General features: G+C 68.6%; 28 protein-coding genes. 16 read left to right on the forward strand and 12 right to left on the reverse strand.

Annotation, left to right across the window (positions count from 1 at the left end):
* Positions 1–38: 38 nt before the first annotated feature.
* Both ACIA58_RS07910 and ACIA58_RS07915 read right to left on the reverse strand, forming a co-directional pair.
* The gene (locus ACIA58_RS07910) at positions 39–1,007 is read right to left on the reverse strand and encodes an SH3 domain-containing protein (protein ID WP_396402829.1); all 969 of its coding nucleotides are present in this window, start codon (positions 1,005–1,007) and stop codon (positions 39–41) included.
* A 164-nt stretch (positions 1,008–1,171) separates the two neighbouring features.
* Positions 1,172–1,819 carry a TetR/AcrR family transcriptional regulator gene (locus tag ACIA58_RS07915; protein WP_396402830.1) on the reverse strand — a complete coding sequence of 216 codons (648 nt, stop codon included), beginning with the start codon at positions 1,817–1,819 and terminating at the stop codon, positions 1,172–1,174.
* Positions 1,820–1,877: 58 nt separating this feature from the next.
* On the opposite strand from ACIA58_RS07915, the gene ACIA58_RS07920 reads away from it, so the two are divergent.
* Together ACIA58_RS07920 and ACIA58_RS07925 are read left to right on the forward strand one after the other, a co-directional pair.
* Positions 1,878–2,426: an ester cyclase gene (locus ACIA58_RS07920; protein WP_396402831.1), complete on the forward strand. Its 549-nt coding sequence runs from the start codon at positions 1,878–1,880 to the stop codon at positions 2,424–2,426.
* Positions 2,427–2,528: 102 nt separating this feature from the next.
* On the forward strand, positions 2,529–3,296 hold the full coding sequence (locus ACIA58_RS07925) for an enoyl-CoA hydratase/isomerase family protein (protein WP_396402832.1): 768 nt from the start codon (positions 2,529–2,531) through the stop codon (positions 3,294–3,296).
* Here the strand turns inward: ACIA58_RS07925 and ACIA58_RS07930 are convergent.
* The 3 genes from ACIA58_RS07930 to ACIA58_RS07940 form a co-directional block, all read right to left on the reverse strand.
* Positions 3,267–3,629 (reverse strand): YciI family protein, encoded by a 363-nt coding sequence (locus ACIA58_RS07930; RefSeq protein ID WP_396402833.1) that lies wholly within the window; start codon positions 3,627–3,629, stop codon positions 3,267–3,269. The genes ACIA58_RS07925 and ACIA58_RS07930 overlap by 30 nt on opposite strands.
* Positions 3,630–3,710: 81 nt before the next feature.
* Positions 3,711–3,866: a DUF6131 family protein gene (locus ACIA58_RS07935; protein WP_166679556.1), complete on the reverse strand. Its 156-nt coding sequence runs from the start codon at positions 3,864–3,866 to the stop codon at positions 3,711–3,713.
* Positions 3,867–3,962: 96 nt separating this feature from the next.
* Complete coding sequence (locus tag ACIA58_RS07940) at positions 3,963–5,357, reverse strand: MFS transporter (protein WP_396402834.1); 1,395 nt, start codon at positions 5,355–5,357, stop codon at positions 3,963–3,965.
* Positions 5,358–5,537: 180 nt separating this feature from the next.
* Between ACIA58_RS07940 and ACIA58_RS07945 the strand changes: the two genes are divergently transcribed.
* The 4 genes from ACIA58_RS07945 (at position 5,538) to ACIA58_RS07960 (ending at position 8,682) form a co-directional block, all read left to right on the forward strand.
* Positions 5,538–5,891: a YciI family protein gene (locus ACIA58_RS07945; RefSeq protein ID WP_396403321.1), complete on the forward strand. Its 354-nt coding sequence runs from the start codon at positions 5,538–5,540 to the stop codon at positions 5,889–5,891.
* Positions 5,888–7,114 carry an RNA polymerase sigma factor gene (locus tag ACIA58_RS07950; protein WP_396402835.1) on the forward strand — a complete coding sequence of 409 codons (1,227 nt, stop codon included), beginning with the start codon at positions 5,888–5,890 and terminating at the stop codon, positions 7,112–7,114. Before ACIA58_RS07945 ends, ACIA58_RS07950 begins: the two co-directional genes overlap by 4 nt.
* Before the next feature lie 3 nt (positions 7,115–7,117).
* Complete coding sequence (locus tag ACIA58_RS07955; RefSeq protein ID WP_396402836.1) at positions 7,118–7,783, forward strand: hypothetical protein; 666 nt, start codon at positions 7,118–7,120, stop codon at positions 7,781–7,783.
* Positions 7,784–8,364: 581 nt separating this feature from the next.
* Complete coding sequence (locus tag ACIA58_RS07960) at positions 8,365–8,682, forward strand: MerR family transcriptional regulator (protein WP_363879581.1); 318 nt, start codon at positions 8,365–8,367, stop codon at positions 8,680–8,682.
* Positions 8,683–8,716: 34 nt separating this feature from the next.
* Here ACIA58_RS07960 and ACIA58_RS07965 read toward each other — a convergent pair whose 3' ends face one another.
* Together ACIA58_RS07965 and ACIA58_RS07970 are read right to left on the reverse strand one after the other, a co-directional pair.
* Positions 8,717–9,268, reverse strand: coding sequence for a DUF4240 domain-containing protein (locus tag ACIA58_RS07965; RefSeq protein ID WP_396402837.1), 552 nt, complete (start codon positions 9,266–9,268; stop codon positions 8,717–8,719).
* A 40-nt stretch (positions 9,269–9,308) separates the two neighbouring features.
* Positions 9,309–10,112, reverse strand: a complete 804-nt coding sequence (locus ACIA58_RS07970; protein ID WP_396402838.1) for an alpha/beta fold hydrolase — start codon at positions 10,110–10,112, stop codon at positions 9,309–9,311.
* A 77-nt stretch (positions 10,113–10,189) separates the two neighbouring features.
* On the opposite strand from ACIA58_RS07970, the gene ACIA58_RS07975 reads away from it, so the two are divergent.
* Positions 10,190–10,825: a TetR/AcrR family transcriptional regulator gene (locus ACIA58_RS07975; protein WP_396402839.1), complete on the forward strand. Its 636-nt coding sequence runs from the start codon at positions 10,190–10,192 to the stop codon at positions 10,823–10,825.
* Here the strand turns inward: ACIA58_RS07975 and ACIA58_RS07980 are convergent.
* Together ACIA58_RS07980 and ACIA58_RS07985 are read right to left on the reverse strand one after the other, a co-directional pair.
* Positions 10,813–11,895, reverse strand: coding sequence for a YbhN family protein (locus tag ACIA58_RS07980; RefSeq protein ID WP_396402840.1), 1,083 nt, complete (start codon positions 11,893–11,895; stop codon positions 10,813–10,815). The genes ACIA58_RS07975 and ACIA58_RS07980 overlap by 13 nt on opposite strands.
* Positions 11,896–11,950: 55 nt before the next feature.
* Positions 11,951–13,027 carry a LacI family DNA-binding transcriptional regulator gene (locus ACIA58_RS07985; protein ID WP_396402841.1) on the reverse strand — a complete coding sequence of 359 codons (1,077 nt, stop codon included), beginning with the start codon at positions 13,025–13,027 and terminating at the stop codon, positions 11,951–11,953.
* Between the two features lie 206 nt (positions 13,028–13,233).
* Between ACIA58_RS07985 and ACIA58_RS07990 the strand changes: the two genes are divergently transcribed.
* The 7 genes from ACIA58_RS07990 to ACIA58_RS08020 all read left to right on the forward strand — a co-directional run bounded on the left by ACIA58_RS07990 (position 13,234) and on the right by ACIA58_RS08020 (position 20,420).
* Complete coding sequence (locus ACIA58_RS07990) at positions 13,234–13,560, forward strand: L-rhamnose mutarotase (protein WP_396402842.1); 327 nt, start codon at positions 13,234–13,236, stop codon at positions 13,558–13,560.
* A gap of 3 nt (positions 13,561–13,563) precedes the next feature.
* A complete protein-coding gene (rhaI, locus tag ACIA58_RS07995) occupies positions 13,564–14,727 on the forward strand; it encodes an L-rhamnose isomerase (RefSeq protein ID WP_396402843.1) in 1,164 nt (387 codons plus the stop codon).
* Positions 14,728–14,729: 2 nt separating this feature from the next.
* Positions 14,730–16,763, forward strand: a complete 2,034-nt coding sequence (locus tag ACIA58_RS08000; protein WP_396402844.1) for a bifunctional aldolase/short-chain dehydrogenase — start codon at positions 14,730–14,732, stop codon at positions 16,761–16,763.
* 9 nt (positions 16,764–16,772) lie between these two features.
* Positions 16,773–18,236, forward strand: a complete 1,464-nt coding sequence (locus ACIA58_RS08005; protein ID WP_396402845.1) for an arabinose isomerase — start codon at positions 16,773–16,775, stop codon at positions 18,234–18,236.
* The gene (locus ACIA58_RS08010) at positions 18,233–19,654 is read left to right on the forward strand and encodes a rhamnulokinase family protein (protein WP_396402846.1); all 1,422 of its coding nucleotides are present in this window, start codon (positions 18,233–18,235) and stop codon (positions 19,652–19,654) included. The genes ACIA58_RS08005 and ACIA58_RS08010 overlap by 4 nt, the downstream gene beginning before the upstream one ends.
* 5 nt (positions 19,655–19,659) lie before the next feature.
* Positions 19,660–19,902 carry a LuxR C-terminal-related transcriptional regulator gene (locus ACIA58_RS08015; protein ID WP_396402847.1) on the forward strand — a complete coding sequence of 81 codons (243 nt, stop codon included), beginning with the start codon at positions 19,660–19,662 and terminating at the stop codon, positions 19,900–19,902.
* 65 nt (positions 19,903–19,967) lie between these two features.
* Entirely contained in the window at positions 19,968–20,420 is a 453-nt protein-coding gene (locus tag ACIA58_RS08020; protein WP_396402848.1) for a hypothetical protein, read from the forward strand.
* Between the two features lie 21 nt (positions 20,421–20,441).
* On the opposite strand, the gene ilvA is transcribed toward ACIA58_RS08020, so the two are convergent.
* Positions 20,442–21,725 carry a threonine ammonia-lyase IlvA gene (gene ilvA, locus ACIA58_RS08025; RefSeq protein WP_396402849.1) on the reverse strand — a complete coding sequence of 428 codons (1,284 nt, stop codon included), beginning with the start codon at positions 21,723–21,725 and terminating at the stop codon, positions 20,442–20,444.
* Between the two features lie 232 nt (positions 21,726–21,957).
* On the opposite strand from ilvA, the gene ACIA58_RS08030 reads away from it, so the two are divergent.
* Entirely contained in the window at positions 21,958–22,824 is an 867-nt protein-coding gene (locus ACIA58_RS08030) for an HIRAN domain-containing protein (protein WP_396402850.1), read from the forward strand.
* 47 nt (positions 22,825–22,871) lie between these two features.
* On the opposite strand, the gene ACIA58_RS08035 is transcribed toward ACIA58_RS08030, so the two are convergent.
* Positions 22,872–23,696: an NmrA family NAD(P)-binding protein gene (locus ACIA58_RS08035; protein ID WP_396402851.1), complete on the reverse strand. Its 825-nt coding sequence runs from the start codon at positions 23,694–23,696 to the stop codon at positions 22,872–22,874.
* A gap of 76 nt (positions 23,697–23,772) precedes the next feature.
* On the opposite strand from ACIA58_RS08035, the gene ACIA58_RS08040 reads away from it, so the two are divergent.
* Entirely contained in the window at positions 23,773–24,195 is a 423-nt protein-coding gene (locus ACIA58_RS08040; RefSeq protein ID WP_396402852.1) for a MarR family winged helix-turn-helix transcriptional regulator, read from the forward strand.
* Here ACIA58_RS08040 and ACIA58_RS08045 read toward each other — a convergent pair.
* Positions 24,181–25,119 (reverse strand): hypothetical protein, encoded by a 939-nt coding sequence (locus ACIA58_RS08045; RefSeq protein ID WP_396402853.1) that lies wholly within the window; start codon positions 25,117–25,119, stop codon positions 24,181–24,183. The genes ACIA58_RS08040 and ACIA58_RS08045 overlap by 15 nt on opposite strands.
* Positions 25,120–25,134: the final 15 nt, after the last annotated feature.

Genomic DNA, 25,134 nt, shown 5'->3' on the forward strand with positions numbered 1-25,134 from the left:
AGGGCAAGGGACCGGATCGCTCAGGGCGCCTCAGGAATTCAGACTGTGCCGGAGTTGCCGTAGACGGAGACGTGGACGTGGTCCATGTGGTTCGCGGTCGCACCGCCGCGGTCCTCCATCGCGCGCCAGCCTTCGCTGCTGCGCTGGACCGTCCAGATGTGCTGCTCCCAGATCAGCTGGCTGACGCCGAGCTTCTTGTAGTTGGCCTTCAGCCAGTCGGCGATCTCCTGGCCCTCGGACGAGCTGTTGATCATGATGTCGACCGCGCGACCGGTCGAGTGCTCCGAGCCGCTGTCGCCCGACCGCAGCCCGCCGTACGTCGAGATGTCGGGGAACATCGCGCAGATCGCCCGGTGCACCCGGATCGCGTCCTGCGTCAGGCCCTCCTCCATCGAGGAGCCGGACTTGCAGGCGGCCTGCGAGATCCCGCCGGCGACGGCCGCGACCGGCTTCGTCGCGGACAGGTACTGCGCCTTGACCCAGCGGGACTTGCCGCCGCTGACGACCTCCGCCCAGATGCCGTCGACCTTGCCGGTGACCGAGACCTTGGTGCCCTTCGGCAGCACGTCCAGCAGGACGCCGGTCAGCGGGAGCGACCAGAGGTTCACGTCGGTGGTGGTGTACTTCGTGCCGCTGATCTTCGGCGGCGCCGCGTTCAGTTCCGCGGCGGCGCGGGTCTTCGCCGAGGTCGGCGTCGGGATCGGCGCCTGCTTCTTCAGGTGCTTCGCGGTCGGGGACGCGGTCGGCTTCGGGGCCGGCGTCGTCGACGTGGTGCTGATCGGCGGACGCAGGGCGTCCCGGCTGATCGTGGTGTCGCGCGACAGCTGCAGGGACGAGCTGGCGATCGACGGGTCGAGCTTGACGTGCTGAGCGGGGAGTGCGGCTGCCGATCCGGTGGCCACCAGGGCCACTGCCGCGCCGGGGATCGCTACTTTCGCGAGACCGGGCTGGATCACCTTCTTGCGCGGTTGGCGGTGCCGCGCCTGTCTATGCCGTCCTTCAGCCACTTGTCCGAACCCAATCTGCCGAGACCAAAACGTTATCGACCGGAGGAGTCAAGCACACTTCGCCGCGCCGGTTCGAATCGGCCCTCGGTCTTAACGCATTACGAACATCCACAGGCTCGCCGCGAGCGTGATTCGCCCGGTATTCGGATGTAACCGTTCCGAGATCAAACGCTTGGTGGACAAATCGCCGTCGTGATCACGCTCGCGAGGTGGTCCGCGTACCGCTCGGGGGGCCAGCCGCGGAGCAGGACGAGGAGCTCGTAGAGCTCGACCGAGATGTACGTCCACAGGACGTCGGCGACCTCCTCGAGGGTGATGCCGGGGCGCAGATCGCCGGTCTCGAGCAGGTGGCGGCCGAACATCGTCATCCCGATCAGGCGCTCGTCGAGGAGGGTCTGCCAGGTTTCGCGCAACGTCTCGTCGCCGTGCCGGCCGTCCCGGATCAGGATCTGCACGCGCGCCGACCGTTGCTGCCGGTCGACCAGGCCGGCGACGTACAGCCGGATCTTCCGGCGTACGTCGGGCTCGTGCTGGACGGCGAGCAGTTCGGGGCGTTGCGCGATCGGCACCGGGTAGTCGTCGCCGGCGATCACGAAGTCGAACACCGCCTTCGCCAGTGCCGCCTTGGTGCCGAAGCCTTTGTAGATGCTCTCCGCCGAGACGCCGGCCCGTCGCGCGACCGCGCTGATCGTCGTCGCCTGGAACCCGTCGGCCTCGAACAGCTCCTGCGCCGCGACCACGACGTCCCGCCGCCGCTGCTGGGCCCGCTCACGCCGGGAAGTGGCGTCGTAGTTCCGCTTGACGTCGGCCATTCCACCTCGCATGCTTTTGAGTACAGTCCAACTGTATCGAATTATTGGGGGAACCACGATGAGTACGACAGCAGGCGTGTCGGCCGGCGAGATCGCCGCCCGCAGCATCCTGATCATGGCCGACGGGGAGCGGTCCGACTTCGACGAGCTGATCCATCCGCGGGCGGTGAACCGCGAGGGCAAGATCGAGCCGCCGGAGTGCCGCGTCGCCGGACCGGACGGGTTCTACGCCACCGCGCGCTGGCTGCGGACCGCCTTCGACGGGCTGGCGTACGAGATCCACCATTTCGTTGCTGAGGGCAACCTGGTGGCGGTGAACGCGACGATGAGCGGGCGGCACGTGGCGCCGTTCGTCGTCTATACGCCCAACGGCGAGGTGGACACGGCGTTCCCGCCGACCGGGAAGAGGTTCGCGGTCACCCAGTCGCACTGGTTCCGGGTCGAGGACGCGCAGATCCTCGAGCACTGGGCCAATCGCGACGACCTCGGCCAGGCGAAGCAACTCGGCTGGGTGCCTCCGACGCCGGTCTACCTGGTGCGAATGGCCCGTGCGAAGGCTCGGGCAAGGCGGATCGCCACGCCATCACAATCGGCGCCGTCGCGCTGACCCAGGCCTCGACGGCCGTAGCTCTCGCGATTGTGATGGCCTGGGGATCCGGTGTGACCCACAGCGCGGCGGTACGGCGGTGGTTGCTGGTTGACTGCGCGGATGAACTTCCGGATCGAGCGCGGCGTGGTCGCCCGGCTGGTGATCGATCGGGTCGCGAAGCGGAATGCGCTGACCCGATCGATGTGGGAGGCCCTGCCCGGGTTGCTCGCGGAGTTGGCCGACGACGACGAGGTGAAGGTCCTGCTCGTGACCGGCGAAGGGTCGAGCTTCTCCGCCGGTGCGGACATCCGGGAGCTGATCTCCGGTGCCGACCCGGCCGATCCGATGGCCGAGCTACGGACGTTCAACCTGCGGGCGCAGGCGGCGTTGCGGGAGTTCCCCAAGCCGACGATCGCGGTCGTCCGCGGGCACTGCATCGGCGGCGGTCTGGAGATCGCGGTGAACTGCGACTTCCGGTTCGCCGCCCCGGATGCGAGCTTCGGAGTCACGCCGGCCCGGATCGGCGTCGTCTATCCGCCGGCCGCGATCAAGGTCCTGCTCGATCTGGTCGGTCCGGCTACGACGAAGTACCTGCTTTTCAGCGGGGAGTTGCTGACCGCGGCCGAGGCCGAGCTGAAAGGGCTGGTCGACCGGGTGGCCGACGATCCGATGGCAGCGGCCGAGACGCTCGCCGGGACGCTGGTGTCGCGGTCGCAGCTGACGATCCGCTCGGCCAAGGAGTCGGTGAACGCGTTGCTGGCCGGTCAGGACGCCGACACGGCAGCGGTACGGCGGTACCGCGAGACGATCGCTTCCGGTGAACTCGCGGAGGGGATCGACGCCTTCACGCAGAAGCGGTCACCCGAGTTCCTGTGGCATTCCCGCTGAGAGCAGCGTGCCGCGGAGCTCGACCCGGTCGCCGACCGCGGCCGAGACCTGCGACGCGACCGCCTGAGCTCGCTCGTCGTCGACCACGTCGACCAGGAAGTAGCCGGCGAGTTGCTCCTTCGCCTCACCGAACGGCCCGTCGGTGACGACCTGCGCACCGTCGCGGATCTGGACGATCCGCCCTTCTTCCGGCGGCAACAGGCCCTCCGAGCTGACGAGCTCACCGGACTCGGCCAGCTCCCGCTTGAGCCGCGTCAACCGGACGACACCCTGCTGGTCCTCCTCGGTCCACGCGCGGTCGAGGCTGTGGAAGATCATCACGACGTACTTCATAGGTTCACCGTAGCGACGCGGACGGACAGAACCCCGCGGACTTGTGGTCCGCGGGGTCCGGCCGTTCAGGTCGGGGTTGGATCAGTACCAGTGCCGGCGGCCGCCGACAGCACGGCCCGTCGATCCGAGCAGGAAGAGCACCGCTCCGACCACCAGCAGCACAATGCCGATGGTCCACAGGATCGGGATACTCAGCAAGAATCCCAAAATCAGCAGGATCAAACCGAGGATGAGCATGAAGCCTCCTTCTCAAGGGCCACCGGGCGGTCGCTGGCAGCCACACGAACCAGGTGCCCAGGCTTCGGACTTCGAACCTCCAACGAGTGTTTGATGTCATGACCCGACCGGTTCAAGTTCGAGTGAACCTTTTCGCGTGAGCAGTAGGCCGCAGCCGGCCAGACCGATTGCGAGGAAGATCCACACGGTCGCGAAGGCGATCCGGTACCCGTGGGTCAGGTCGACCGGAGCTGCGCCCGACGTACTGGCTGTTGCGACCGCGGAGACCGCCGCGACACCGACCGCGCCGCCGATCTGGAAGCTGGCGTTCTGCAGGCCGGAAGCGACACCGGAGTCCTCGCCGGGCACGTCACTGAGGGAGGCGATGGAGCCGGCGACCGTACCAGCACCCAGTCCGGCGCCGAAGATCGTCAGGCCCCAGAACGCCAGCTCGAAGTACCCCGAGTTCACGGTGAGCTGAGTCATCAGCGTCGTACCGACGCCGGCGATCAACAGCGACACGAAGGCGACCAAACGTGTACCGACCCGGGTGACGAGGTGCTGGCCGATGATGGACGCGACGACCGCGGCGGCCGCGAGTACGGCGGACATGAGGCCGTAGCGGACCGCGGACGCCCCCAACGCCAGCTGGGCGTACTGCGTGTAGACGAAGTTGAGTCCGAACGCCGCCAGGCCCCAGGCGATCGTGATCAGGTTGCCGCCGACCAGTGCGCGGGAGCGGAAGATCCGCAGCGGTACCAGTGGTGCAGCGGATCGCTTCTCCACTACGACGAACGCTGCGAACAGGACGGCCGAGAGGACGAAGAGCAGAGCAGTCCGGGTTGCCGACGAGTCAGGTGCCTCAATGACTGCGTACACGAGGACAATGAGGGCGGCGGTCACTGTGACTGCGCCGGCGACGTCGAAACCGCGGCGCCCTGGTCCGCGACTGTCCAGCAGCAGCATGGGTGCCAGTACGACGACCAGCACGCAGACCGGCACGTTGATGAAGAAGATCCACTGCCAGCCGAGTCCGTCCGTCACAGGCCCGCCGATGAGCGACCCCGCCGTACCCCCGACACCACTGGTCGCGCCCCAGATGCCCAGTGCCTTGTTGCGGTCCGGACCGGACGGGAACGTGGTCATCACGATCGACAACGCACTCGGCGCCAGTACGGCGGCCGCCGCGCCCTGCAGACCGCGTGCGAGGACCAGCGCGTCGCCACTCCACGCGAACCCGCACAACAGGGACGAGCCGGCGAACAGCAGCAGTCCGACTATGAACACGCGCCGGCGTCCCACCAGGTCGGAGATCCGGCCGCCGAGCAGCAGGAGTCCGCCGAACATCAGCGCATACCCGCTGGGCACCCACTGCACGCCGCCGGTCGAGAACGTCAGCTCCCGCTCGATCGACGGTATGGCGACCAGCACGATCGACGCGTCCAGAATGATCATGAAACCGGTCAGACAGAGCAGCGCCAGCGCCAGCCAGCGTTTCGAATGCGAAACCATCAGATGTCTCCTGTACGCCGGGACGCCCAGGCTGAGCGTCACTCGGGGGAGACGTCGGTGCTGATCGGGACGAGTTCGACATTCCGGATCTGTCGAAGTTCGGGCGGCTTGTTTCGACGTACCGGGTGACAGGGGGTCACAGGGGCCTCCGCGAGGGACAGGATGGTGCCTGTGAAGTACATGCTGCTGATCTACAGCAACTCTGAGAGCTGGGCGAGCCTGTCCGCCGAGCAACGCGAGGGACTGAGCACTGCGCACGAGACGCTGACGCGGGAGCTCACCGAGCAGGGTCTACTCGTCAGTGCGGCCGGTCTGGCCGACCCGATCACCACCCGGACCGTGCAGGTGCGTGACGACACTACGAGCACGACGGACGGTCCGTACGCCGAGGCCAAGGAGCACCTGGCCGGGTTCTACCTGGTGGAGTGTGACGACATCGATCAGGCGATCGGGTACGCAGCCCGGATGCCGGACGCGGAGTACGTCGCCGTGGAGGTGCGACCGGTCATGGATGCGTCTGGGCTGGAGATGTGAGCGACTTCGAGCTGCTGCTGCGCGAGCAGGCGCCGCAGGTGCTGAGTGCGCTGGTCCGGCACTACGGCCATTTCGACCTGGCCGAAGAGGCGGTCCAGGAGGCCCTGCTGGCGGCTACGCAGCAGTGGCCGAGCGAGGGCGTGCCGGACAACCCGCGTGGTTGGCTGATCCGGGTCGGATCGAGGCGGCTGACAGACCTGCTCCGCAGCGAGTCGGCACGCCGGCGGCGCGAGGAGAACGCGGCCCAGCTCGCCGCTCCGGAGGAGTTCGTTGCCTCAGGCCCGGAGATCGACGATCCGGGTGGCCGGGACGACACGCTCACGCTGTTGTTCCTCTGCTGCCACCCGGCGCTGTCACCGGCGTCGCAGATCGCACTGACGCTGCGGGCGGTCGGAGGTCTCACCACTGCGCAGATCGCGGCCGCGTTCCTGGTGCCGGAGGCAACGATGGCGCAGCGGATCAGCCGGGCCAAGCGGAGCATCAAGCAGGCAGGCAGCTCGTTCGAGATGCCGCCCGAGGCAGAGCGGGACGAGCGGATGGGCGCAGTACTGCACGTGCTGTACCTGATCTTCAACGAGGGGTACACGGCGTCGTCCGGTACGTCGTTGCACAGTGCGGAGCTCACCACCGAGGCGATCCGGCTCGTGCGCGGGGTGCGGAAGCTCCTGCCGGACGACGGCGAGGTGGCCGGTCTGTTGGCGCTGATGCTGCTCACTGACGCACGTCGTCCGGCGCGGACCGGTACGGAGGGCGCGCTGGTTCCGCTGGCGGAGCAGGACCGGTCGAAGTGGAACAAGGCGACCATCGTCGAGGGTGAGGCGCTGGTGACCGATGCGCTGTCCCGGTCGCAGCTGGGGCCGTACCAGGTGCAGGCCGCGATCGCTGCGGTCCATGACACCGCTGAGCACGCCGATGACACCGACTGGCGGCAGATCGTCGCGCTGTACGACGTACTCGAGCAGCTGGTCGACAACCCGATGGTGAAGCTCAACCACGCGGTCGCGGTCGCTATGGCGGTCGGTCCGAAGGAGGGGCTCGCCGTACTCGAACCACTTGAGGCTGACGACCGCATGAACCACCGGCTGGAGGCAGTGCGCGCGCATCTGCTCGAGATGTCCGGTGACGTCGCGGCTGCGCGGGAGAGCTACCTGCTGGCGGCCCGGCGTACGACGAGTGTGCCCGAGCGGAACTACCTGCAGTCGAAGGCGGACCGGTTAGCCTGAGGTGTGGATCTGACCAGAGCCTCACTCCTCCGGGAGATGCTGAGCGGCACTGAGCTGGGGAGCCGGACGACCGAGTTCGGCTATGCGCTGCGGCGGTTCACCACCAGACGCAGCGGACTCATGCTGTTCGGGCCGGTCGACGACGAGCCGTGGCACCTGACGGCGCATCTGGACGACGAGCTGCACCGGGCCGGCATCGAGGACGCCCGGCCGTCGCTGGTCCGCTGGGCGCCGCCGCCGGACGCCCCGCCGCATCTGGCGATCGGTCTGGACCGGCTACGGGACGCAGGTCGCGGGGAGTCGCTGCTGGTGGTCGCCGAGGACAATCCGGCCGACACGCTGCTGGAGCGCATCAGCGACGTACGGCGACGCGGTACGACGATCTTCAGCATCGGGAACGGCGACAAGGAGTTGACGTCGCTCAGCCACGAGACGCTCGTACCGGAGTTGCTGGTGCCGGACGGGTTCGGGTGGACGGGCCGATCGCTCGGGTACGACCACGACGAGCCGCAGTCGGCGTTGGCCGAGGTCGAGCCGCAGACCACCGAGAGCTTCGAGATGGCGCAGCACCTGGTCAGCCTCGCCGCCGCCGACGAGGAAGCCGGCCAGTCCGGCTGGCGCCGCCGCCTCCGCGCCGCCATCGAACGCCTCAGTGGCGAGCCCGCCTGAGGCCGGCCGCAACTGCCTGGCCGAAGCTCTCCTGCGACATCCTCAAAATCTATGGTGGCGAGGTTAGACATTCGGTGCTGGGGTGTGTAATGTCCCTGGTGTTGACAGTGAAGAACATCGAAGCTGAGGTGGACAGCTACCGACCTGTCCGGAGTTGTGGAAGTAGGTAGGACGGCGGACTCCGCCGAGCCGATCAGTGAAGGGGCTCGGGTTTCACGCCAGGGTCCGCTGCGAGCTGGGGCCAGTGGTTGAGAAGGGTTCCAGGCTCGACGGACGTAGTTGCAGTTGCGGTTGTAGTAGTTCGCGATACATGAAGGGTCAGGATCACGCCGTCGGATCTCCCGTCAGTGCCAGTACTTCGCCTGGCGGGTGCCGCGGTTACGTCAATGGGAGGTGGTCTTCGGTTACGCAAGCTGGTAATCCCGCAGGGTCAAGCTTCCAAGCGACACGCTGCGGATCTGTAAGGGCCGGCCTCACGGCCGGTCGACGGTGACAATTCCAAACCCAGGGCCCCGGTGCTTCGGCACCGGGGCCCATCGACATGGAGGTGTGATGCCCCAAACCCGCACACGGAGAGACTGATGAGTTCAACCCCGACCACGGGACCGGCCAACTTCGACGACGAGGACTACCCGGCCTTCACGATGGGACGCGCTGCCGAGATGCTCGGCACCACCCCGGGCTTCCTGCGAAGCCTGGACGAAGCCAAGCTGATCACCCCGCAGCGTTCCGAGGGCGGCCATCGCCGCTACTCCCGCTACCAACTGCGCCTGGCTGCCCGCGCCCGGGAGCTCGTCGACCAGGGGACCGCGCTCGAGGCCGCCTGCCGGATCATCATCCTGGAAGACCAGCTCGCCGAAGCCCTGCGCATCAACGAAGAGATGCGCAACCAGGACTAGAGACCTGGGATCGGGAACGGACGTTCGGCCGCAGTCAGGCGTCCAGGTAGAGGGCCGCGAGGCGGGGCAGGTGCGTCTCGAGGTCGTCCGCGTCGTCGAAGTCGATCTCCTGGCCGGCCGGTAGGTCCGGGGTGTCCGGGGCGTTCGCGTCGACGGCCTTCCAGTACGCCGCGTCGTCGCCGGTCACGTTCTTGTACGCGTGACTGCCGACGTGCAGCATCCCTTCCCCGTCGAACCCCTCGAAACCCTCCGGCCGGTCCTCGTCGACCACGTCCGCGAGCGAGTCCGGGCCCGCCAGCGCGGCGTCCCACACCTCGCGCCCCTGGGCGATCAGCCACCCGCGGAACGAATCGAACCCGTCCTCCGAAGCACCGGAGTTGATCAGGTACGCCGCCGCCCACAGGTCCCACCGGTACGACTCGACCTGCAACCGCGCGAGCTCGACCCCGAACTCCGCGATCTCCTCGGCCTGCGCCGCACCCAGCACCTTGGTCAACGCGTCCGCAACCCCGTCCGGATCAGCCACGGTGTCATCCACCGAGGCCCGCGCATCCTCGACAAGACCCCAGAACCCATCCCTGTCCACCCCCAAACCATCTCACCCACCCCGGGTCCAACGGGAGGGGTCAGAGGCCGCGGGCGAAGGTCCGCAGAACGGGAGCGAGTGTGGCGGGCTCCGTGGTGTGGTTTTCGCCGGGGATGGGTTGGAGGGTGGCGGTGGGGAGGTGGGTGGCTATGGCTTGGGCGCCGGTGGAGAGGGCGGGCCAGGTTTTGTTGCCGTGGAGGACGAGGACGGGGAGTTTGACGGTGGACCAGCGGTCGGTGGGGAGGGGGTTGCCGGACATGGTGGTGCCCATGATGCGGCCGTCGTAGGCGATGGTGTGGGCGATTTCTTCGACGGGGGCCCAGTACGGGGACTGCTTCATGCCGGCGACGGCTTCGGTGGGGAGGCCGGCGGCGGCGGTCATGAAGAGTTCGGCGGCCTTGTCGCGGCGGCCATCGGCGACGAAGGCGTCCAGTTGCTCGACGTAGTCGGACGGGAGGGGTGGGCGGACGTCGTCGACTACGACGGGCGGCTCGAAGAGGACCAGCCCGGCGATGGGGAGGCCGGCCTCGGCGGCGTCCAGGGCGAGTAGGGAGCCCGACGACCAGCCGAACAGGATGGCCGGCTTGCCCGCGTCCTCGATCAGCGCGGCGATGTCCTCGATCTCGCGCTGGATCGCGTACGGCGCGGTGTCGGAGCTCTGTCCGCGGCCGCGCCGGTCGTACACGTATGTCCGGAACTCGTCGCTCAACAGCTGCCCGACCTCCGCGTTCGCCGGGTTGACGGCGCGGTGCGCGGTGGCGCCGTCGATCAGGATCAACGGCCGGCCCTCGCCGTACGCATCGAACGCGATCGTGGTGCCGTCGGCCGATTTCGCGGTGCTCATGGTCTTCTCCTCACATCGCAGGAAACTAGACCGTACAGTACTCGCGACAGAACTGGACTGTCTAGTATGATTTCCGCATGGAGCAGGTAGAGACCGAGGGACGCACAGCCCGCAAACGCCGCGCGATCCTGGCCGCGGCGACCGCGGCCTTCCTCCAGCACGGGTATCTCGGCGCCAGCATGGACGAGGTCGCCGCGAACGCCGGCGTCTCCAAACAGACCGTCTACAAGCAGTTCGAGAACAAGGAGCGTCTCTTCGCCGAGATCGTCCTCGGCACCAGCGACCAGGTGATGGACGGCCTCGTGCAGGCGTACGTCGACACGCTCGACGGAGCCGCCGACGCCCGGGAAGCCCTGCGCGCGCTGGCTCATCGCCTGCTCCAGAGCCTCACCGCCGACAGCGTCCTGCAGCTACGCCGGCTGGTCATCGCCGAAGCCGACCGCTTCCCCGAAGTTTGCGGCGCGTGGTTCAGCCAAGGCTTCGACCAATCGCTCGGCGCGCTCGGCGAAGCGCTGACGAGACTGAGCGACCGCGGTCTGCTGAAGGAGCTCGACGACCCGACGCTCGCGGCGTACCAGTTCGCGGGACTGGTCATGTACAAGCCGATGAACCGCGCCATGTTCGCCGGCACCCGGCAGCGCCCCAAGCCAGGTGAGCTGGAGAACCTCGCCGACCAGGCGGCCGACGTGTTCCTCGCCGCCTATGGCACCTGATCGTCGTCTGTTCTCGACGGTCTGGTGACATGCAGGTGGATCCGCCAGCCCGTCCAGGCCAGGAGGCCGACCGGGATCGGTAGCCAGAAGGAGGCGAGCCGGTACAGGAGCGTCCCGATGAGCGCGGCGTCCGGGCTGATTCCGATCAGGACGAGGAGTGCGGTGAGGCCGGCATCGACGAAGCCGAGACCACCCGGCGTGATCGGGATCATCGCGAGGGCCTGGGCGACGACATAGGCCAGCAGCACCATCGAGGGGCGAGCGTGCACATCGAGAGCCGCCAGCGCGGCCACGAGTGCGGCGTAGTCGAACATGCGATTCGCTGCCGCCGCCAAGGCCGCGGCCCACCAGCGGCCCTCGAACGCGGCGGCAACCCGGTCCCGCTGGGCGGCCAGCAGCGCGGCGCAGCTGTCGGCTGTCACGCTGCGCCTGACGAGGTGGATGAGGTGTCCGGAGCCGCGACCGATCAGCACCACGAACCGGGGCCAGGTGAGCACGGCCAGTCCGAGACCGACGATGACGACCGCCATGATCAGCGAGACCAGGAGGCCGAGCTCGAGTTGCCGGGCCGGCGGCGGTCCGATCAGTACTGCGGGGATGGTCAGCACGGGCAACAGCAGCAGTACGCCGGTCGTGATCAAGCCGATCGCGGTCAAGGCGGAGGCGACGACCGCGGCCGGTTGGCCGGCGCTGATCAAGAGCCTGGCTTGGAGGACTCCGCCGGTCGCTGCGCCGCCGGGAACGACTTTGGTGGCCGCGTTCCCGGCCAGCTGCGCCGTGGCGATCGTGCCCCACCCAGGCGGCTGCTGATCCACGGCGTGCTGATCCTCGGCCTGCTGATCGCCGGCGCTCAGGGCCAGCCTGGCGAGCCACCACAGCGCGGCGAAGCTGCAACCCTCGAGGACCACCAGGACCGGGAACCACCAGGGATCCACGTCCGCGAGGCGTGGCCACGCTCCGAAGAGTGACAGGACACTCGGCGCCACGATGTACAGGCCGACACCGGTGATCGCCAGGCCGACAGCGCGGCCGCCCCATCGCCGCACCAAACCCCCGCCAGCGATGCGCATGACTCACCTCGCCCAGAGAACCCCTCGCCTCGCCACCATAGCGCGCTCGACTGGTCTAGAGAGTCCCGCGAGTTGACGTGCGAACTACCAGCTCAGGCGTGAAGGTGACGCGCTGGTGCTCGTGGTCCGGGTTCGACGATTCGTCCAGCAGCAGCTCCGCGGCGGTCCGGCCGAGCAGCTGTCGCGGCTGACGCACCGACGTCAGCGGTACGGCGGCGGCCTCGGCGAACTCGATGTCGTCGTACCCGACGATCGCGAGATCCTCCGGAACGCGCAGCCCGAGGCTCACGCATTGTTGCAGCAATCCCAACGCCAGCAGGTCGTTCGCGCAGAACGCCGCGGTCGGCCGGCGGTCCGCCGGAAGACCGGCAAGTCGTTGCCCTGCGCCCCTACCTTCGGCGACGGTGAGTGCGCCGGTGGTCAGCTCGATCAGGTCTGCGGACGGCCTCCCGGCCGTCCGCAGCGCGCGGCGGGCGCCCTCGCGCCGGTCGACGACCTGGCCGATCGTGTTCGGGCCGCCGACGTACGCGATCCGCTCGTGGCCGAGCTCGAGCAGGTGCGAGATCGCGAGCTCGCCGCCGAGTACGTCGTTCACCGCGACCGAGCAGTGCTCCGCCTCGTCCAGGGCTCGGTCGACCACGACGACCGGCGTACCGCGGGACGGCAGCTTGCGCAGGCGGGACGAGTTCTGGTCGATGGGCGTGATCAGGATGCCCTGCACCCGCTGCTGCTCGAGCAGATCGAGGTACGCCGCCTCGCGGTCGGCGTCCTCGCTGCTGGTGCAGAGGAAGACCGACAGCCCGGCCGCTTGCGCAGCCTCCTCGACGCCCTTCGCGACGTCGGTGAAGAACGGGTTGCCGGCGTCGAGCATCAGGTAGGCGAGGATCCGGCTGGACCCCGCGCGCAACTGCCGGGCCGATTCGTTCCGGACGAAGCCCAGTGCGGCCATTGCCGCTTCGACCTTGGCACGGGTGAGCGGGCTGACGACCTCGGGCCGGTTCAGCACGTTCGAGACGGTTCCCAGCGAGACCCCGGCCGCGGCGGCGACCGCCTTCACGCCGGCCGCGTGCGGCTTCGGGGTCCGGCGCCGCCTGGTCCGCTCGGGCAGGGCTTCCGCATCATCCACGGACACGAGAACCTCCCTGCGCACTTGAAACGTGTTAGCTGCCGAAGAATACCTGCTCCGTGCAGATTCTCCGCGCCGACGGTCCGGGATCGGCCGCGAAACGTGGGCAGCCTCTTGACGGCCACGGGGCACCGCGCTTAGCGTCATGGGACGCTGTTGAAACCTTTCATACCCGCTGTCCAGCAGAGACCCGCCCAAGTACAGGTGACGCCGTGAATCGTTACTGCTTCTGTCTGCAGGTCCGGCCCGACCGGTTGGCCGAGTACGTCGACCGCCACCGGAACGTCTGGCCCGACATGCAGGCCGCGCTGCGGGATTCCGGGTGGCACAACTACTCGCTGTTCCTCCGCGACGACGGGCTGCTCATCGGGTACGTCGAGGCCGAGGACCTGGACGCCGCCCAGAAGGCGATGGCGGCCACGGAGGTCAACACGCGCTGGCAGTCGGAGATGACCGAGTTCTTTACCGGAATCGACGGGCGGCCGCCGGACGAGTCGTTCCTCCTGCTTCCCGAGATCTTCCACTTGAAAGAGGGCTGACCCATGACGACCGATGCCGTGAAGGCCGCACTGAGCCGCCAGGAGATCGAGCTACCCTCGTGGGCGTTCGGCAACTCCGGCACGCGGTTCAAGGTGTTCGCCCAGCCCGGCGTACCGCGCTCGCCGGAGGAGAAGATCGCCGACGCGGCCGTCGTCCACTCCTACACCGGGGTCGCGCCGAGCGTCGCCCTGCATATCCCGTGGGACAAGGTCGACGACTACTCAGGCCTGGCGGCGTACGCGAAGGAGCAGGGCGTCCGGCTCGGCGCGATCAACAGCAACGTCTTCCAGGACGACGACTACAAGCTCGGCAGCGTCACCAACCCGGATCCCGCGGTACGCCGGAAGGCGACCGACCACCTGCTCGAGTGCGTCGACATCATGGACGCGACCGGGTCCCGCGACCTGAAGCTGTGGTTCTCCGACGGCACCAACTACCCGGGCCAGGACGACATCCAGGACCGCCAGGACCGGCTCGCCACCGCGCTCAAGGAGGTGTACGACCGGCTCGGCGACGACCAGCGGATGCTGCTCGAGTACAAGCTGTTCGAGCCGGCCTTCTACACCACCGACGTGCCCGACTGGGGTACGTCGTACGCGCACTGTCTCGAACTGGGGCCGAAGGCAACGGTCTGTATCGACACCGGCCACCACGCGCCGGGGACGAACATCGAGTTCATCGTCGCGTTCCTGCTCCGGACCAAGAAGCTCGGCGCGTTCGACTTCAACAGCCGGTTCTACGCCGACGACGACCTGATGGTCGGGGCGGCCGACCCGTTCCAGCTGTTCCGGATCATGAACGAGATCGTCCGCGGCGACGCGCTCGACCCGGCCCGCGGGATCGCCTTCATGCTCGACCAGTGCCACAACATCGAGGAGAAGATCCCCGCGATCATCCGCTCGGTGATGAACGTGCAGGAGGCGACCGCGAAGGCGCTGCTGGTCGACCGCGACGTACTGCGGAAGGCGCAGCAGGAGGGCGACGTACTGGGTGCGAACGCCGCGTTGATGGATGCCTACAACACCGACGTCCGGCCACTGCTCGCCGAACTGCGCGAGTCACAGGGCCTGGACGCCGACCCGGTCGCGGCGTACAAGCGCAGCGGCTACTTCGAGCAGATCACCAAGGACCGCGTCGGCGGCCAGCAAGCTGGATGGGGAGCATAAGAGTGAGCGACACCGCCGCCGAGCTCGTTGCGCGTAGCAACCGACTGGGTGCCGATCCACGCAACACCAACTACGCCGGCGGCAACACGTCGGCGAAGGGTACGGCGACCGATCCGGTCACGCAGGACCCCGTGGAGCTGTTGTGGGTCAAGGGATCCGGCGGCGACCTCGGCACGCTGACCGAGAAGGGTCTCGCAGTACTGCGGCTCGACCGGCTGACCGCCCTGGTCGATACCTATCCGGGTGTCGACCGTGAGGACGAGATGGTCGCCGCGTTCGACTACTGCCTGCACGGGAAGGGCGGCGCAGCGCCGTCGATCGACACCGCGATGCACGGGCTGGTCGACGCCCCTCATGTCGACCACCTACACCCGGACTCCGGGATCGCGCTGGCGACCGCGGCGGACGGCGAGAAGCTGACGGCGGAGTGCTTCGGCGATCGCGTGGTGTGGGTGCCGTGGCGGCGGCCCGGGTTCCAGCTCGGTCTGGACATCGCCGCGGTGAAGCGGGACAACCCTGCCGCGATCGGCTGCGTGCTCGGCGGCCACGGCATCACCGCGTGGGGCAACACGTCCGAGGAGTGCGAGGCCAACTCGCTGGAGATCATCCGCACGGCGGAACGCTTCCTCGCCGACAACGGCAAGGCTGAGCCGTTCGGCGCGGTCGTCCAAGGCTTCGAAGCGCTGCCGGCCGACGAACGCCGGGTGCGTGCCGCCGCGCTGGCCCCCGTCATTCGCGGCCTCGCGTCGACCGACAAGCCACAGGTCGGACACTTCAACGACTCCGACGTCGTGCTCGAGTTCACCGCCCGGGAGAGGCTGGCCGAGCTGGCTGCCCTCGGCACTTCCTGCCCGGACCACTTCCTGCGCACCAAGGTTCGTCCCCTGGTACTGGACCTGCCGCCCACCGCACCGCTGGAGGATGCGGTGGCGCGGCTTCGCGACCTCCACGCGGCGTATCGCGAGGACTACGCGGCCTACTACAACAGGCATGCGGACGCCGACAGCCCGGCGATGCGGGGCGCTGATCCGGCGATCGTGCTGGTGCCGGGTGTGGGCATGTTCAGCTTCGGGAAGGACAAGCAGACCGCACGGGTGGCCGGCGAGTTCTACATGAACGCGATCAACGTGATGCGCGGCGCCGAGGCGGTATCGACGTACGCGCCGATCGACGAGCGGGAGAAGTTCCGGATCGAGTACTGGGCGCTGGAAGAGGCCAAGCTGCAGCGGATGCCCAAGCCGAAGCCGCTCGCCACCCGGGTCGCGTTGGTGACCGGTGGCGGATCGGGCATCGGGAAGGCGATCGCGCGGCGGCTGGCCGCTGAGGGCGCATGTGTCGTCGTCGCGGACCTGGACCTGGCGGCTGCCGAGGCGGTCGCGAAGGAGCTCGGTTCGTCCGACGTGGCCGTTGCCGTGGGCGCCGATGTGTCGTCGGCGGACGCGGTCGAGGCTGCGATGCGCGACGCCGTCCTCGCCTTCGGTGGGGTGGACCTGATCGTCAACAATGCTGGACTTTCCATCTCGAAGTCGTTGCTGGAGACAACGGAACGTGACTGGGACCTGCAGCACGACGTGATGGCGAAGGGCTCGTTCCTGGTGTCGCGCGCCGCCGCGAAGGTGCTGATCGACCAGGGGATGGGCGGCGACATCATCTACATCTCCAGCAAGAACTCGGTCTTCGCCGGTCCGAACAACGTCGCGTACGGCGCGGCGAAGGCGGACCAGGCGCACCAGGTCCGGCTGCTCGCGGCCGAGCTCGGCGAGTACGGGATCCGGGTCAACGGCGTGAACCCCGACGGCGTCGTCCGCGGTTCGGGCATCTTCGCCGGCGGCTGGGGCGCACAGCGGGCCGCGGTGTACGGCGTTCCCGAGTCGGAGCTCGGCGCGTTCTACGCCCAGCGGACCCTGCTCAAGCGCGAGGTCCTGCCGGAGAACGTCGCCGCCGCGGTGTTCGCGCTAGCGGGTGGCGAGCTCACCCACACGACCGGCCTGCACGTGCCCGTCGACGCCGGCGTGGCAGCCGCCTTCCTGCGGTAAAGGAGTTCGATGATGTGGAGCACCGACCCGAGTCGTTCCGTCGACGGGAACGGCCTGCTGCCCTGGGTCGAGCCGCGGAAGACCCGGATCGGTCTGGTCGCGGGCGGTCTGGGCGCGTACTGGCCGCAGTTCCCCGAGCTGCTGCCGCAACTGCAGGCGTCGGCCCGGCGTGTGTCCGAGCGGTTCGCTGCGCTCGACTGTGAGGTCGTGGACGTCGGTTTCATCTCCGACGCGCAGGAAGGAGCCGCGGCGGCCGAGAAGCTGCGGCTGGCGGACTGCGACCTGATCGTCGGCTTCCTCACGACGTACATGACGGCGTCGATGCTGGTGCCGGTGGCGCAGCGCAGCGGTGCACCGGTGCTCCTGCTCAACCTGCAGCCGACCGAGGCGATGGATCACGCGTCCTTCGACACCGGGGCCTGGCTCGCGTACTGCGGGGCCTGCCCGCTGCCCGAGATGGCGAACGCGTTCGAGCGCTGCGGGATCGACTTCCGGTCGGTGTCGGGGTACCTCGAGGACGAGCGGGCGTGGGCGCGGATCGACAGGTGGATCCGCGCTGCCGGCGTCCGGGCGGCGCTCCGGCACGGGCGGCACGGTCTGCTCGGGCACCTCTACCCCGGCATGATGGACGTCATCACCGACCCGACGCTGGTGTCGGCGCAGCTCGGCGGCCACGTGGAGATCCTCGAGATCGACGATCTCCGGGTCCGGGTGGAGAAGGTCTCGGACGCCGAGACCGAGTCGCGGATGAAGGTCGCCCGGGAGATCTTCACCCTGGACGACTCGGTGAACGAGGACGACTTCCGCTGGGGCGCCACTGTCTCGGTCGCGCTGGACCGGCTGGTCGAGGACTTCGCCCTTGATTCGCTGGCCTATTACCACCGCGGGCTGGACGGCGAGACGCACGAGCGGGTCGCGGCCGGGATGATCCTCGGCGCGTCGTTGCTGACGGCAAGGGGTGTGCCGGCGGCCGGCGAGTACGAGCTGCGGACCTCGCTGGCGATGCTGGTGATGGACAAGCTCGGTGCGGGCGGATCGTTCACCGAGCTGCAGGCGCTGAACTTCCACGACAACGTCGTCGAGATGGGGCACGACGGCCCGGCGCATCTGGCGATCTCGGCGCGGAAGCCGTTGCTGCGTGGGCTGGGCGTGTACCACGGGAAGCGCGGCTGGGGCGTGTCGGTGGAGTTCGACGTACAGCAGGGGCCGGTGACCGTCTGCGGGCTGGGTCAACGGCGGGACGGATCGTTCAACCTGATCGCCTCCGAGGGGAACGTCGTACCCGGGCCGTTGCTGCAGATCGGGAACACCACGTCACGGGTGGACTTCGGTTGCGATCCCGGCGAGTGGACGGACGCGTGGTCGGCATCCGGGGTCGCGCATCACTGGGCGCTCGGCACCGGTCACCGTGCGGCCGACCTGACCGCGGTAGCTGATCTCCTGCATCTCGACCTCACCGTGGTGGCGCCGTGAAGCGTGTCGCGGCCGTGGATCTGGGTGCCTCGAGCGGGCGGGTGATGCTCGGCGAGGTGGGCGCCCAGGTCCTGGAGTTGCACGAGCTGCACCGCTTCTGGAACGGGCCGGTCCGGGCGAACGGGCGGCTCTACTGGGACATCTTGCATCTGTACCGGTCGACCCTGGACGGGTTGCAGGCTGCCGGCGCGCTCGACGGAATCGGCATCGACTCCTGGGCGGTCGACTACGGCCTGCTCGACGGCGCCGGACACCTGCTCGGCAATCCGGCGCACTACCGCGACGCTCGCACCGACGGTGTGATGGAACGTGTGCTGGCGAAGGTGCCGGCCGCTGACCTGTACGCCGTTACGGGCCTTCAGCAACTGCCCTTCAACACGATCTACCAGCTGGCCGTCGAGGTGCTCGACCAGGCGAGCAGTCTGTTGATGATCCCGGATCTGCTCGGGTACTGGCTGACCGGGGAGATCGGCGTCGAGCGCACCAACGCATCCACTACCCAGCTGTACGACGTGTCGGCCCGGGACTGGAGTGACGAGCTGATCTCCCGGGTAGGGCTGCCGCGGCGGGTGTTTCCGCAGCTGCGGGAGCCGGGTGATCTCATCGGCAACGTCCTGCCGGACGAGACCGGGTTGCCGGACGGGATCCCGGTCATCGCGGTCGGGTCGCACGACACAGCATCGTCCGTGGTTGCCGTGCCTGCGGCGGACGAGCGGTTCGCCTACATCTCGTCCGGGACCTGGTCGCTCGTCGGGCTCGAGCTCGACGCACCCGTCCTGACGGATGAGGCCCGGGAGGCCAACTTCACCAACGAAGGCGGCGTGGACGGCCGGATCCGCTTCCTGCGGAACGTGATGGGCCTGTGGATCCTCCAAGAGTGCCGGCGGGTCTGGGGGAACGACGACCTGGACGGGCTGCTCCGGGACGCGGCCGGTGCGCCGCCGTTCGCCGTACTCGTCGATCCCGACGCGCCCGAATTCCTTGCCCCTGGCAACATGCCGGCGCGGATCGAGGAGCACTGCCGGGCGACCGGGCAGGAGCCGCCACGGTCCCGGGGTGCGGTCGTTCGCTGCATTCTGGAGAGCCTCGCGCTGGCGTACCGGCGTACCTTGCGGTCCGCGCAGGCGATCGCCGGCCGCGAGGTCGACGTACTGCACGTCATCGGCGGCGGATCGCAGAACGAACTGCTCTGCCAGCTGACCGCCAACGCGTGCGGGATGCCGGTCCTCGCCGGCCCGGTCGAGGCCTCGGCGCTCGGCAACGTACTTGTCCAAGCTCGCTCTCTCGGCGAGCCACTGCCGGACCTGGCCGCGATGCGCGCGCTGGTCCGCTCCACCCATCGCCTGCGGCACTACACCCCGCAGGGCAAACCGGCCGACTGGGACGCCGCCGAGTCCCGGATGTTCGGAACCAGGTGATTCGTATGACCGTCCTCCCCCAGGAAATTCGACCGCTCGCGCGACGGGTGCCGCCGCGGGAGATCAGCCATGATGATCTGCAACTACTCCGCCTGCTCGCCACCGGTCTGCCGGTCGACGCGGTCGCGCGCCGCCTCGAGCTCTCCGAGCGGACCGTTCGCCGCCGGACCCGGCTGATCTGCGACCGCCTAGGCTTCAGCACCGCCATCGAGGCCATCGTCTGGGCCGCCCGCCGCGGCCTGGTCTGACGTAGGCGTTAGGCAGCGCTCGGCCCGGGTACCGGTGGTTCTGATCATCGAGCCGAGGAGGAGCGATGGACGGAATGACCGTCGTCTGGATTGTTGTCGCGATTGCCGTGCTGGTGATCGTGGTTGCCCTGATTGCCGGGGCGATGTCCAAGGCGTCCAAGCGCCGGGCCGAGCGCGACCGGCAGGAGGCGTACGAGCACGAGCAGGAGGCGCGCACGAGTGCCATGCGGGCCGAGAAGCAGCAGGCCGCGGCCGACGAGGTCGACGCACGGGCCCGCAAGGCGCAGGCCATCGCCGACGAGAAGGCGGCTGAGGCGCGACGCCTGTCAGCTGGCGCCAGCGAGCGCCGTGACGCGGCGGCCGAGGCCCGCACGGAGTCCGACGAGCACCGCACCCAGGCGCAGGATCTCTGGCCCGAGGCGCAGCGCGAGCGCGCGGAGCAGGACCACGTCGACCCGGACTGGGACGACGGGAACCACCCGCACGACCCCCGAGGCTCGAAGCACACCAAGCACTGACCCGGGCAGTAGATCAGGGCACTAGATCAGGTACCTGAACTCGGGGGAGTTCGGGTGGATTCGTTCGATGTCGAGTGGGGCGGCCTCCATCCGGGTGAGTAGGCCGGGGAGGTCGTCTCGGTTGCCGATCTCGATACCGACCAGGGCGACGCCGGTCTCGCGGTTGTTGCGCTTCACGTACTCGAACAGGGTGATGTCGTCGTCCGGGCCGAGTACGCCGTCGAGGAACGTGCGCAGCGCACCCGGCTCCTGCGGGAACGTCACCAGGAAGTAGTGCTTCAGGCCCTCGTGCACCAGCGAGCGCTCGAGGATCTCGCCGTACCGGCTGACGTCGTTGTTGCCGCCCGACAGCAGGCAGACGACGGTCTCACCGGGCCGTACGTCGAGACCGTTGCCCAGGGCACTTGTCGACAAAGCGCCCGCGGGCTCCGCGATCAATCCATCGGTCTGGTAGAGCTCGAGCATCTCCGAGCACACCAGTCCCTCCGGCACCGACATCAGTTCGACGCCGGCGCGCTGCACGAGGGGCAGCGTCACCTCGCCGACCCGTCGCACCGCGGCGCCGTCCACGAAGCTGTCCAGGTGTGGCAACGTCACCGGCTCGCCGGCCTCCAACGCCGCCGCCATGCTCGCCGCGCCACCCGGCTCGACGCCGACGATGCGTACGCCGGGATGCCGCTCCTGGATCCATGTTGCAACCCCTGCAACGAGACCGCCGCCGCCGACCGGAACCACGAGTACGTCGGGAGCCTGGCCGAGCTGGTCCACCAACTCGACGGCCACGGTGCCCTGCCCTGCAACGGTTCTCGGATCGTCGAAGGCAGGAACCATCGTTGCCCCGGTCTTCCGGCCTTCCGTGAGGGCCGCGGCCGCCGCGTCGTCGTACGTGTCGCCGGTCACGATCACCTGGATCTGCTTGCCGCCGAGGGCCGCGATCCGGTCCCGCTTCTGTCGCGGTGTCGTCCGCGGTACGAACACCTTGCCCTGGACACCGAGGATGTGGCACGAATACGCCAGCCCCTGACCATGGTTGCCGGCGCTCGCGCAGACCACGCCCGCCGCCTTGGCCGCGTCGTCGAGCTGGGCGATCAGGTTGTACGCGCCGCGGAGCTTGTAGGAACGGCCGATCTGCAGGTCTTCCCGCTTCAGCCAGACCTGGGCGCCGGTGCGCTCCGACAGGCGGAGGTTGCGTTGCAACGGTGTGCGCACGGCGACACCGTCCAGACGGTCGACCGCGGCCTCGATCGCCGCCGCGTCGACGGTCCGCGGAGTGGTCGATCGAGCGACTGAACTACTGCCCTGCATGACGTTCCTTCCCGTGCATTTGCACGATCTTCCCTGATTCGCTCGCTGCACAAGACGATCCGCGTCCACAGTCCGGACCGGCGGATACCCATTGCGCATCAGACTCTTGCACCATGCGTGAAACGGCCTTTCACTGGGCAGTCTAGTTTTCATACGCTCACTCGGTGTAACGACCAGGTCCCTGGAACAGATGAGCCGAGTAAAGCCGGTCAGTGAGGACTGGAGGGCAAGAATGGAACTGATTCCGTTCAGTCTGTGGGGAGACGCCCTGTGGTGTGGTCAGGAGGTCGTGCGGGAGGCTCCGCACGAGCAGGCGATCCGTAGCCTGTTTCCCGATCCCATCCCAGCGCGTGGCGCAGATCTGGACACCGAGGCGGACCTCGTCCCGGAACCGCACAACCGTTTCGACCCGCGGTCGATCGCCGTCCGGGTGCAGGGCAAGGTTGTCGGCTATCTGCCGAGGGACGACGCGCACCGGTACCACCCGGTGTTGTCGGAGTTGATGGCGCAAGGCCTGCAACCGCAGGTTCCGTGCCACCTGTGGGTGAGTGAGTGGGAGCCGGCGGACTGGGACGGCAAGGGCGCCCAGGGCACCGAGTTCCACGCCAGTGTCGCGGTCGCCCTCGGGCAGCCGCACATGCTCGTGCCGGTGAACCTGCCCCCACCGGGCAGCTTCCACCTGCTACCGCCCGGCAGCGGCATCGTCGTGCCGGGCAGCGAAGTGCATCCCGACGTACTGGCGCCGTTCTTCCGCGCGGAGGGCGAGTGCTGGGTGTACGCCACCATGCACGCGATCGAGGAGGAGGACGGTATCCAGGACCGGCACCGGATCGTGGTCGAGATCCGGCTCGACGACGAACCTGTCGGCCGGCTCAGTCCGCGGCTGAGCGCCGAGTTCCTGCCCGCGATCCACTATCTCGCCGACATGCGAGCCGAGACCGCCGCCCGGGTCGCCGTCCGCGGCGACCGCACCGCATCGGAGGTGATTCTCTACGCGGCGCGGAGCCACGACCTGCCGGCTACCTGGCCGGACGGGCTGGCCCGTTCCCCAGTCGCGTCCCCGCAATGGCACTACTGGGCAACCAAAGAAGCCAACTAGGCGGCTGCGCAGTACTGACCATGCCTCACCAGGCCGGTACTGCAGAGCTACTTGAACAACAGCTGGTTGTCGTCGCACCAGGCCGCGAACCGTCGTGGTTCGCGCCTGGTGAGACGGCGGACCGTCTCTGTGCGCAGGCCGACCGTGTCGGCGCGCATGAGTTCCAGGCCTTCGACGATGGCGGCCGCCAGGTCCGGCGGGGCGCCGTCGGGGTACCGGAACCGGACGGCCTCCTCGGGGGTCTCGATCGGGCGTACCTCGAGGGTGCGGCCGATCGCGCCGGCGAGGATCGAGACCTGCTCGGCGAGAGTGAACGCCTCGGGGCCGGTCAGGGTGTACTCCTGCTTCTCGTGGCCCGCCTCGGTGAGGACGGTGGCGGCGACGGCCGCGATGTCCGCCGGGTCGATGGGTGCGGCGCGGCCCGGGCCGATCGGATCGAGTACGTAACCGCCGGCGCGGATCGTCGGTAGCCAGTCCAGCGCGTTCGTCATGAAGCCGGTCGGCCGGAGGAACGTTGCCGGGATCCCTGAGTCGCGGATGAGCTGCTCGCGTTCGTGATGCCAGTGACCCATCGCCGGGATCGGGTCGCCGAGCACGGCGTACGACGAGACGTAGACGACGTGCCGTACTCCGGCCTCGCGTGCTGCTTTCACGACGTTGGCGGTGTGGTCGAGGCCCGTGCCGGGGACGAGCAGGAAGACCTTGTCGACGCCGTGCAGGTCGAGTGGTCCGTCCAGGTCGCCGATCTGTTGCTCGGCGGGCAGCTCCGGGCGGGGGCTGCGGACCAGGGCGCGGAAATCGGCGCCGCGGCGGTTGAGCTCGTCGACGAGCTCGCGGCCGATGTGTCCGGTGGCGCCGGTGATGAGTAGCATGACAGACTCCTTTACCGGTTAACGATTCGTCGAGAACGTTAACCGGTAAACGATTGGATCGTCAAGGAGCCCCTTCATGCCCGAGTTCCTGGAGTTGCACAGCAAGACGTCGAAGTTGCTGCGCGCCGCGGCGGACGCCGCCGTACAGCGGCACGGGCTGCGCCTGGGGCAGGATCATCTGCTCGCCGCGCTGTGGGCGGAGGACGGTCGTACGCCGGGCGAGATCGCCGCCGCGGTCAACGTCACCACCCCGGCCGTCACCAAACTCGCGACCCGGCTCGCGGAGTCGGGTCTGCTCGAGCGGCGCCCCGATGCGCACGACAACCGGCTCGTCCGGCTGTGGCTGACACCTGCCGGCCGGGCCTTGCAGAAGCCGATCGAGGCCGAGCGGCAGGCTCTCGAGGACCGCATCACCGCGACCCTCACGAAGACCGAGCGCGCCCAGTTGATGAAGGCGCTGACGAAGATCCAGGACGTGCTGGTGTCAGACCTCGCGTGAGCCGGAGCGATTCGTCTCGTTGGTGCCCATGCGGTAGGGCAGTCCCGGGTCCACCGGCGTACCGCCCGCACCGCCGGTCGGGGCACTGCCGGCCGTGGCGACACCCGATGACGCGACGGCCTGTGCAGCGCGGACGTCGACCGCCGCTGCCTGGATCGGCCTGCCCGTCGGCGCGGCCGGGTACGCGAGCCGCTCCACCGCCTCCATGCCGGTGCCGGCGACCTCGTTGCCGAGCATTCGGGACTCGAGCAGAGTCTGCTCGAGTGGCCGCGGGGGCAGGCCTGAGTGTCCGGTCAGGTCATGGGCAGCAATGGCCTCGATCTCCACGGCGCGCTGCTCCATCGCCTGCTGGACACCGGTGATCGCGTTCTCGTGCTGCTCGGGCGGGATCATCGCCTGCGCCTCCGGCGACGCCCTGAAGAGAGCCGCGGCGGCAGTTCGCAGCGGCGAGTTCTGCGGCCCTTGGCCGTGGGATGTCGCCAGCATGCTTCGGGCGATCTCCGCGGCCGGACGGCGGTCGCCGAGGTGATCGCCGATCGTCTCGGTGAAGCCGGTTGCCGCGGCCTCCCGCAGGCGGTCGCGCAGATCGGCAGGCTCGGGGTCGCCGGTAGACCTCTGATCGAGGATCGACTGGTAAGTGCGCGGGACGTCGCTGGCCGCGATCATGTTGTCCACATCCTGTACGGCGACCTGCCTGGCCAGACCGCGGACGAGGCCCTGGTGCCTGAATTCCCCGGCATAGGCATCGGCCATGGCGTCGCAGATGGCCGCCCGGTCTCCGGCCACGCTGGAGCCGTCGAACCGGCCCACGTTGTCCTTCATCGGGCGCCCGGTGTGCCTCTGCACCATCACGGACATGCGGTCCCACCAGTGGCCCCGGGCAGACGCCGCCCGCTGCGCGGCAGACTTGAACCCGAACGCCACTGTTCCTCCTGATGC

Origin of the sequence: Kribbella sp. NPDC051586, from assembly GCF_044453965.1 — a bacterium.
GTDB lineage: Bacteria > Actinomycetota > Actinomycetes > Propionibacteriales > Kribbellaceae > Kribbella.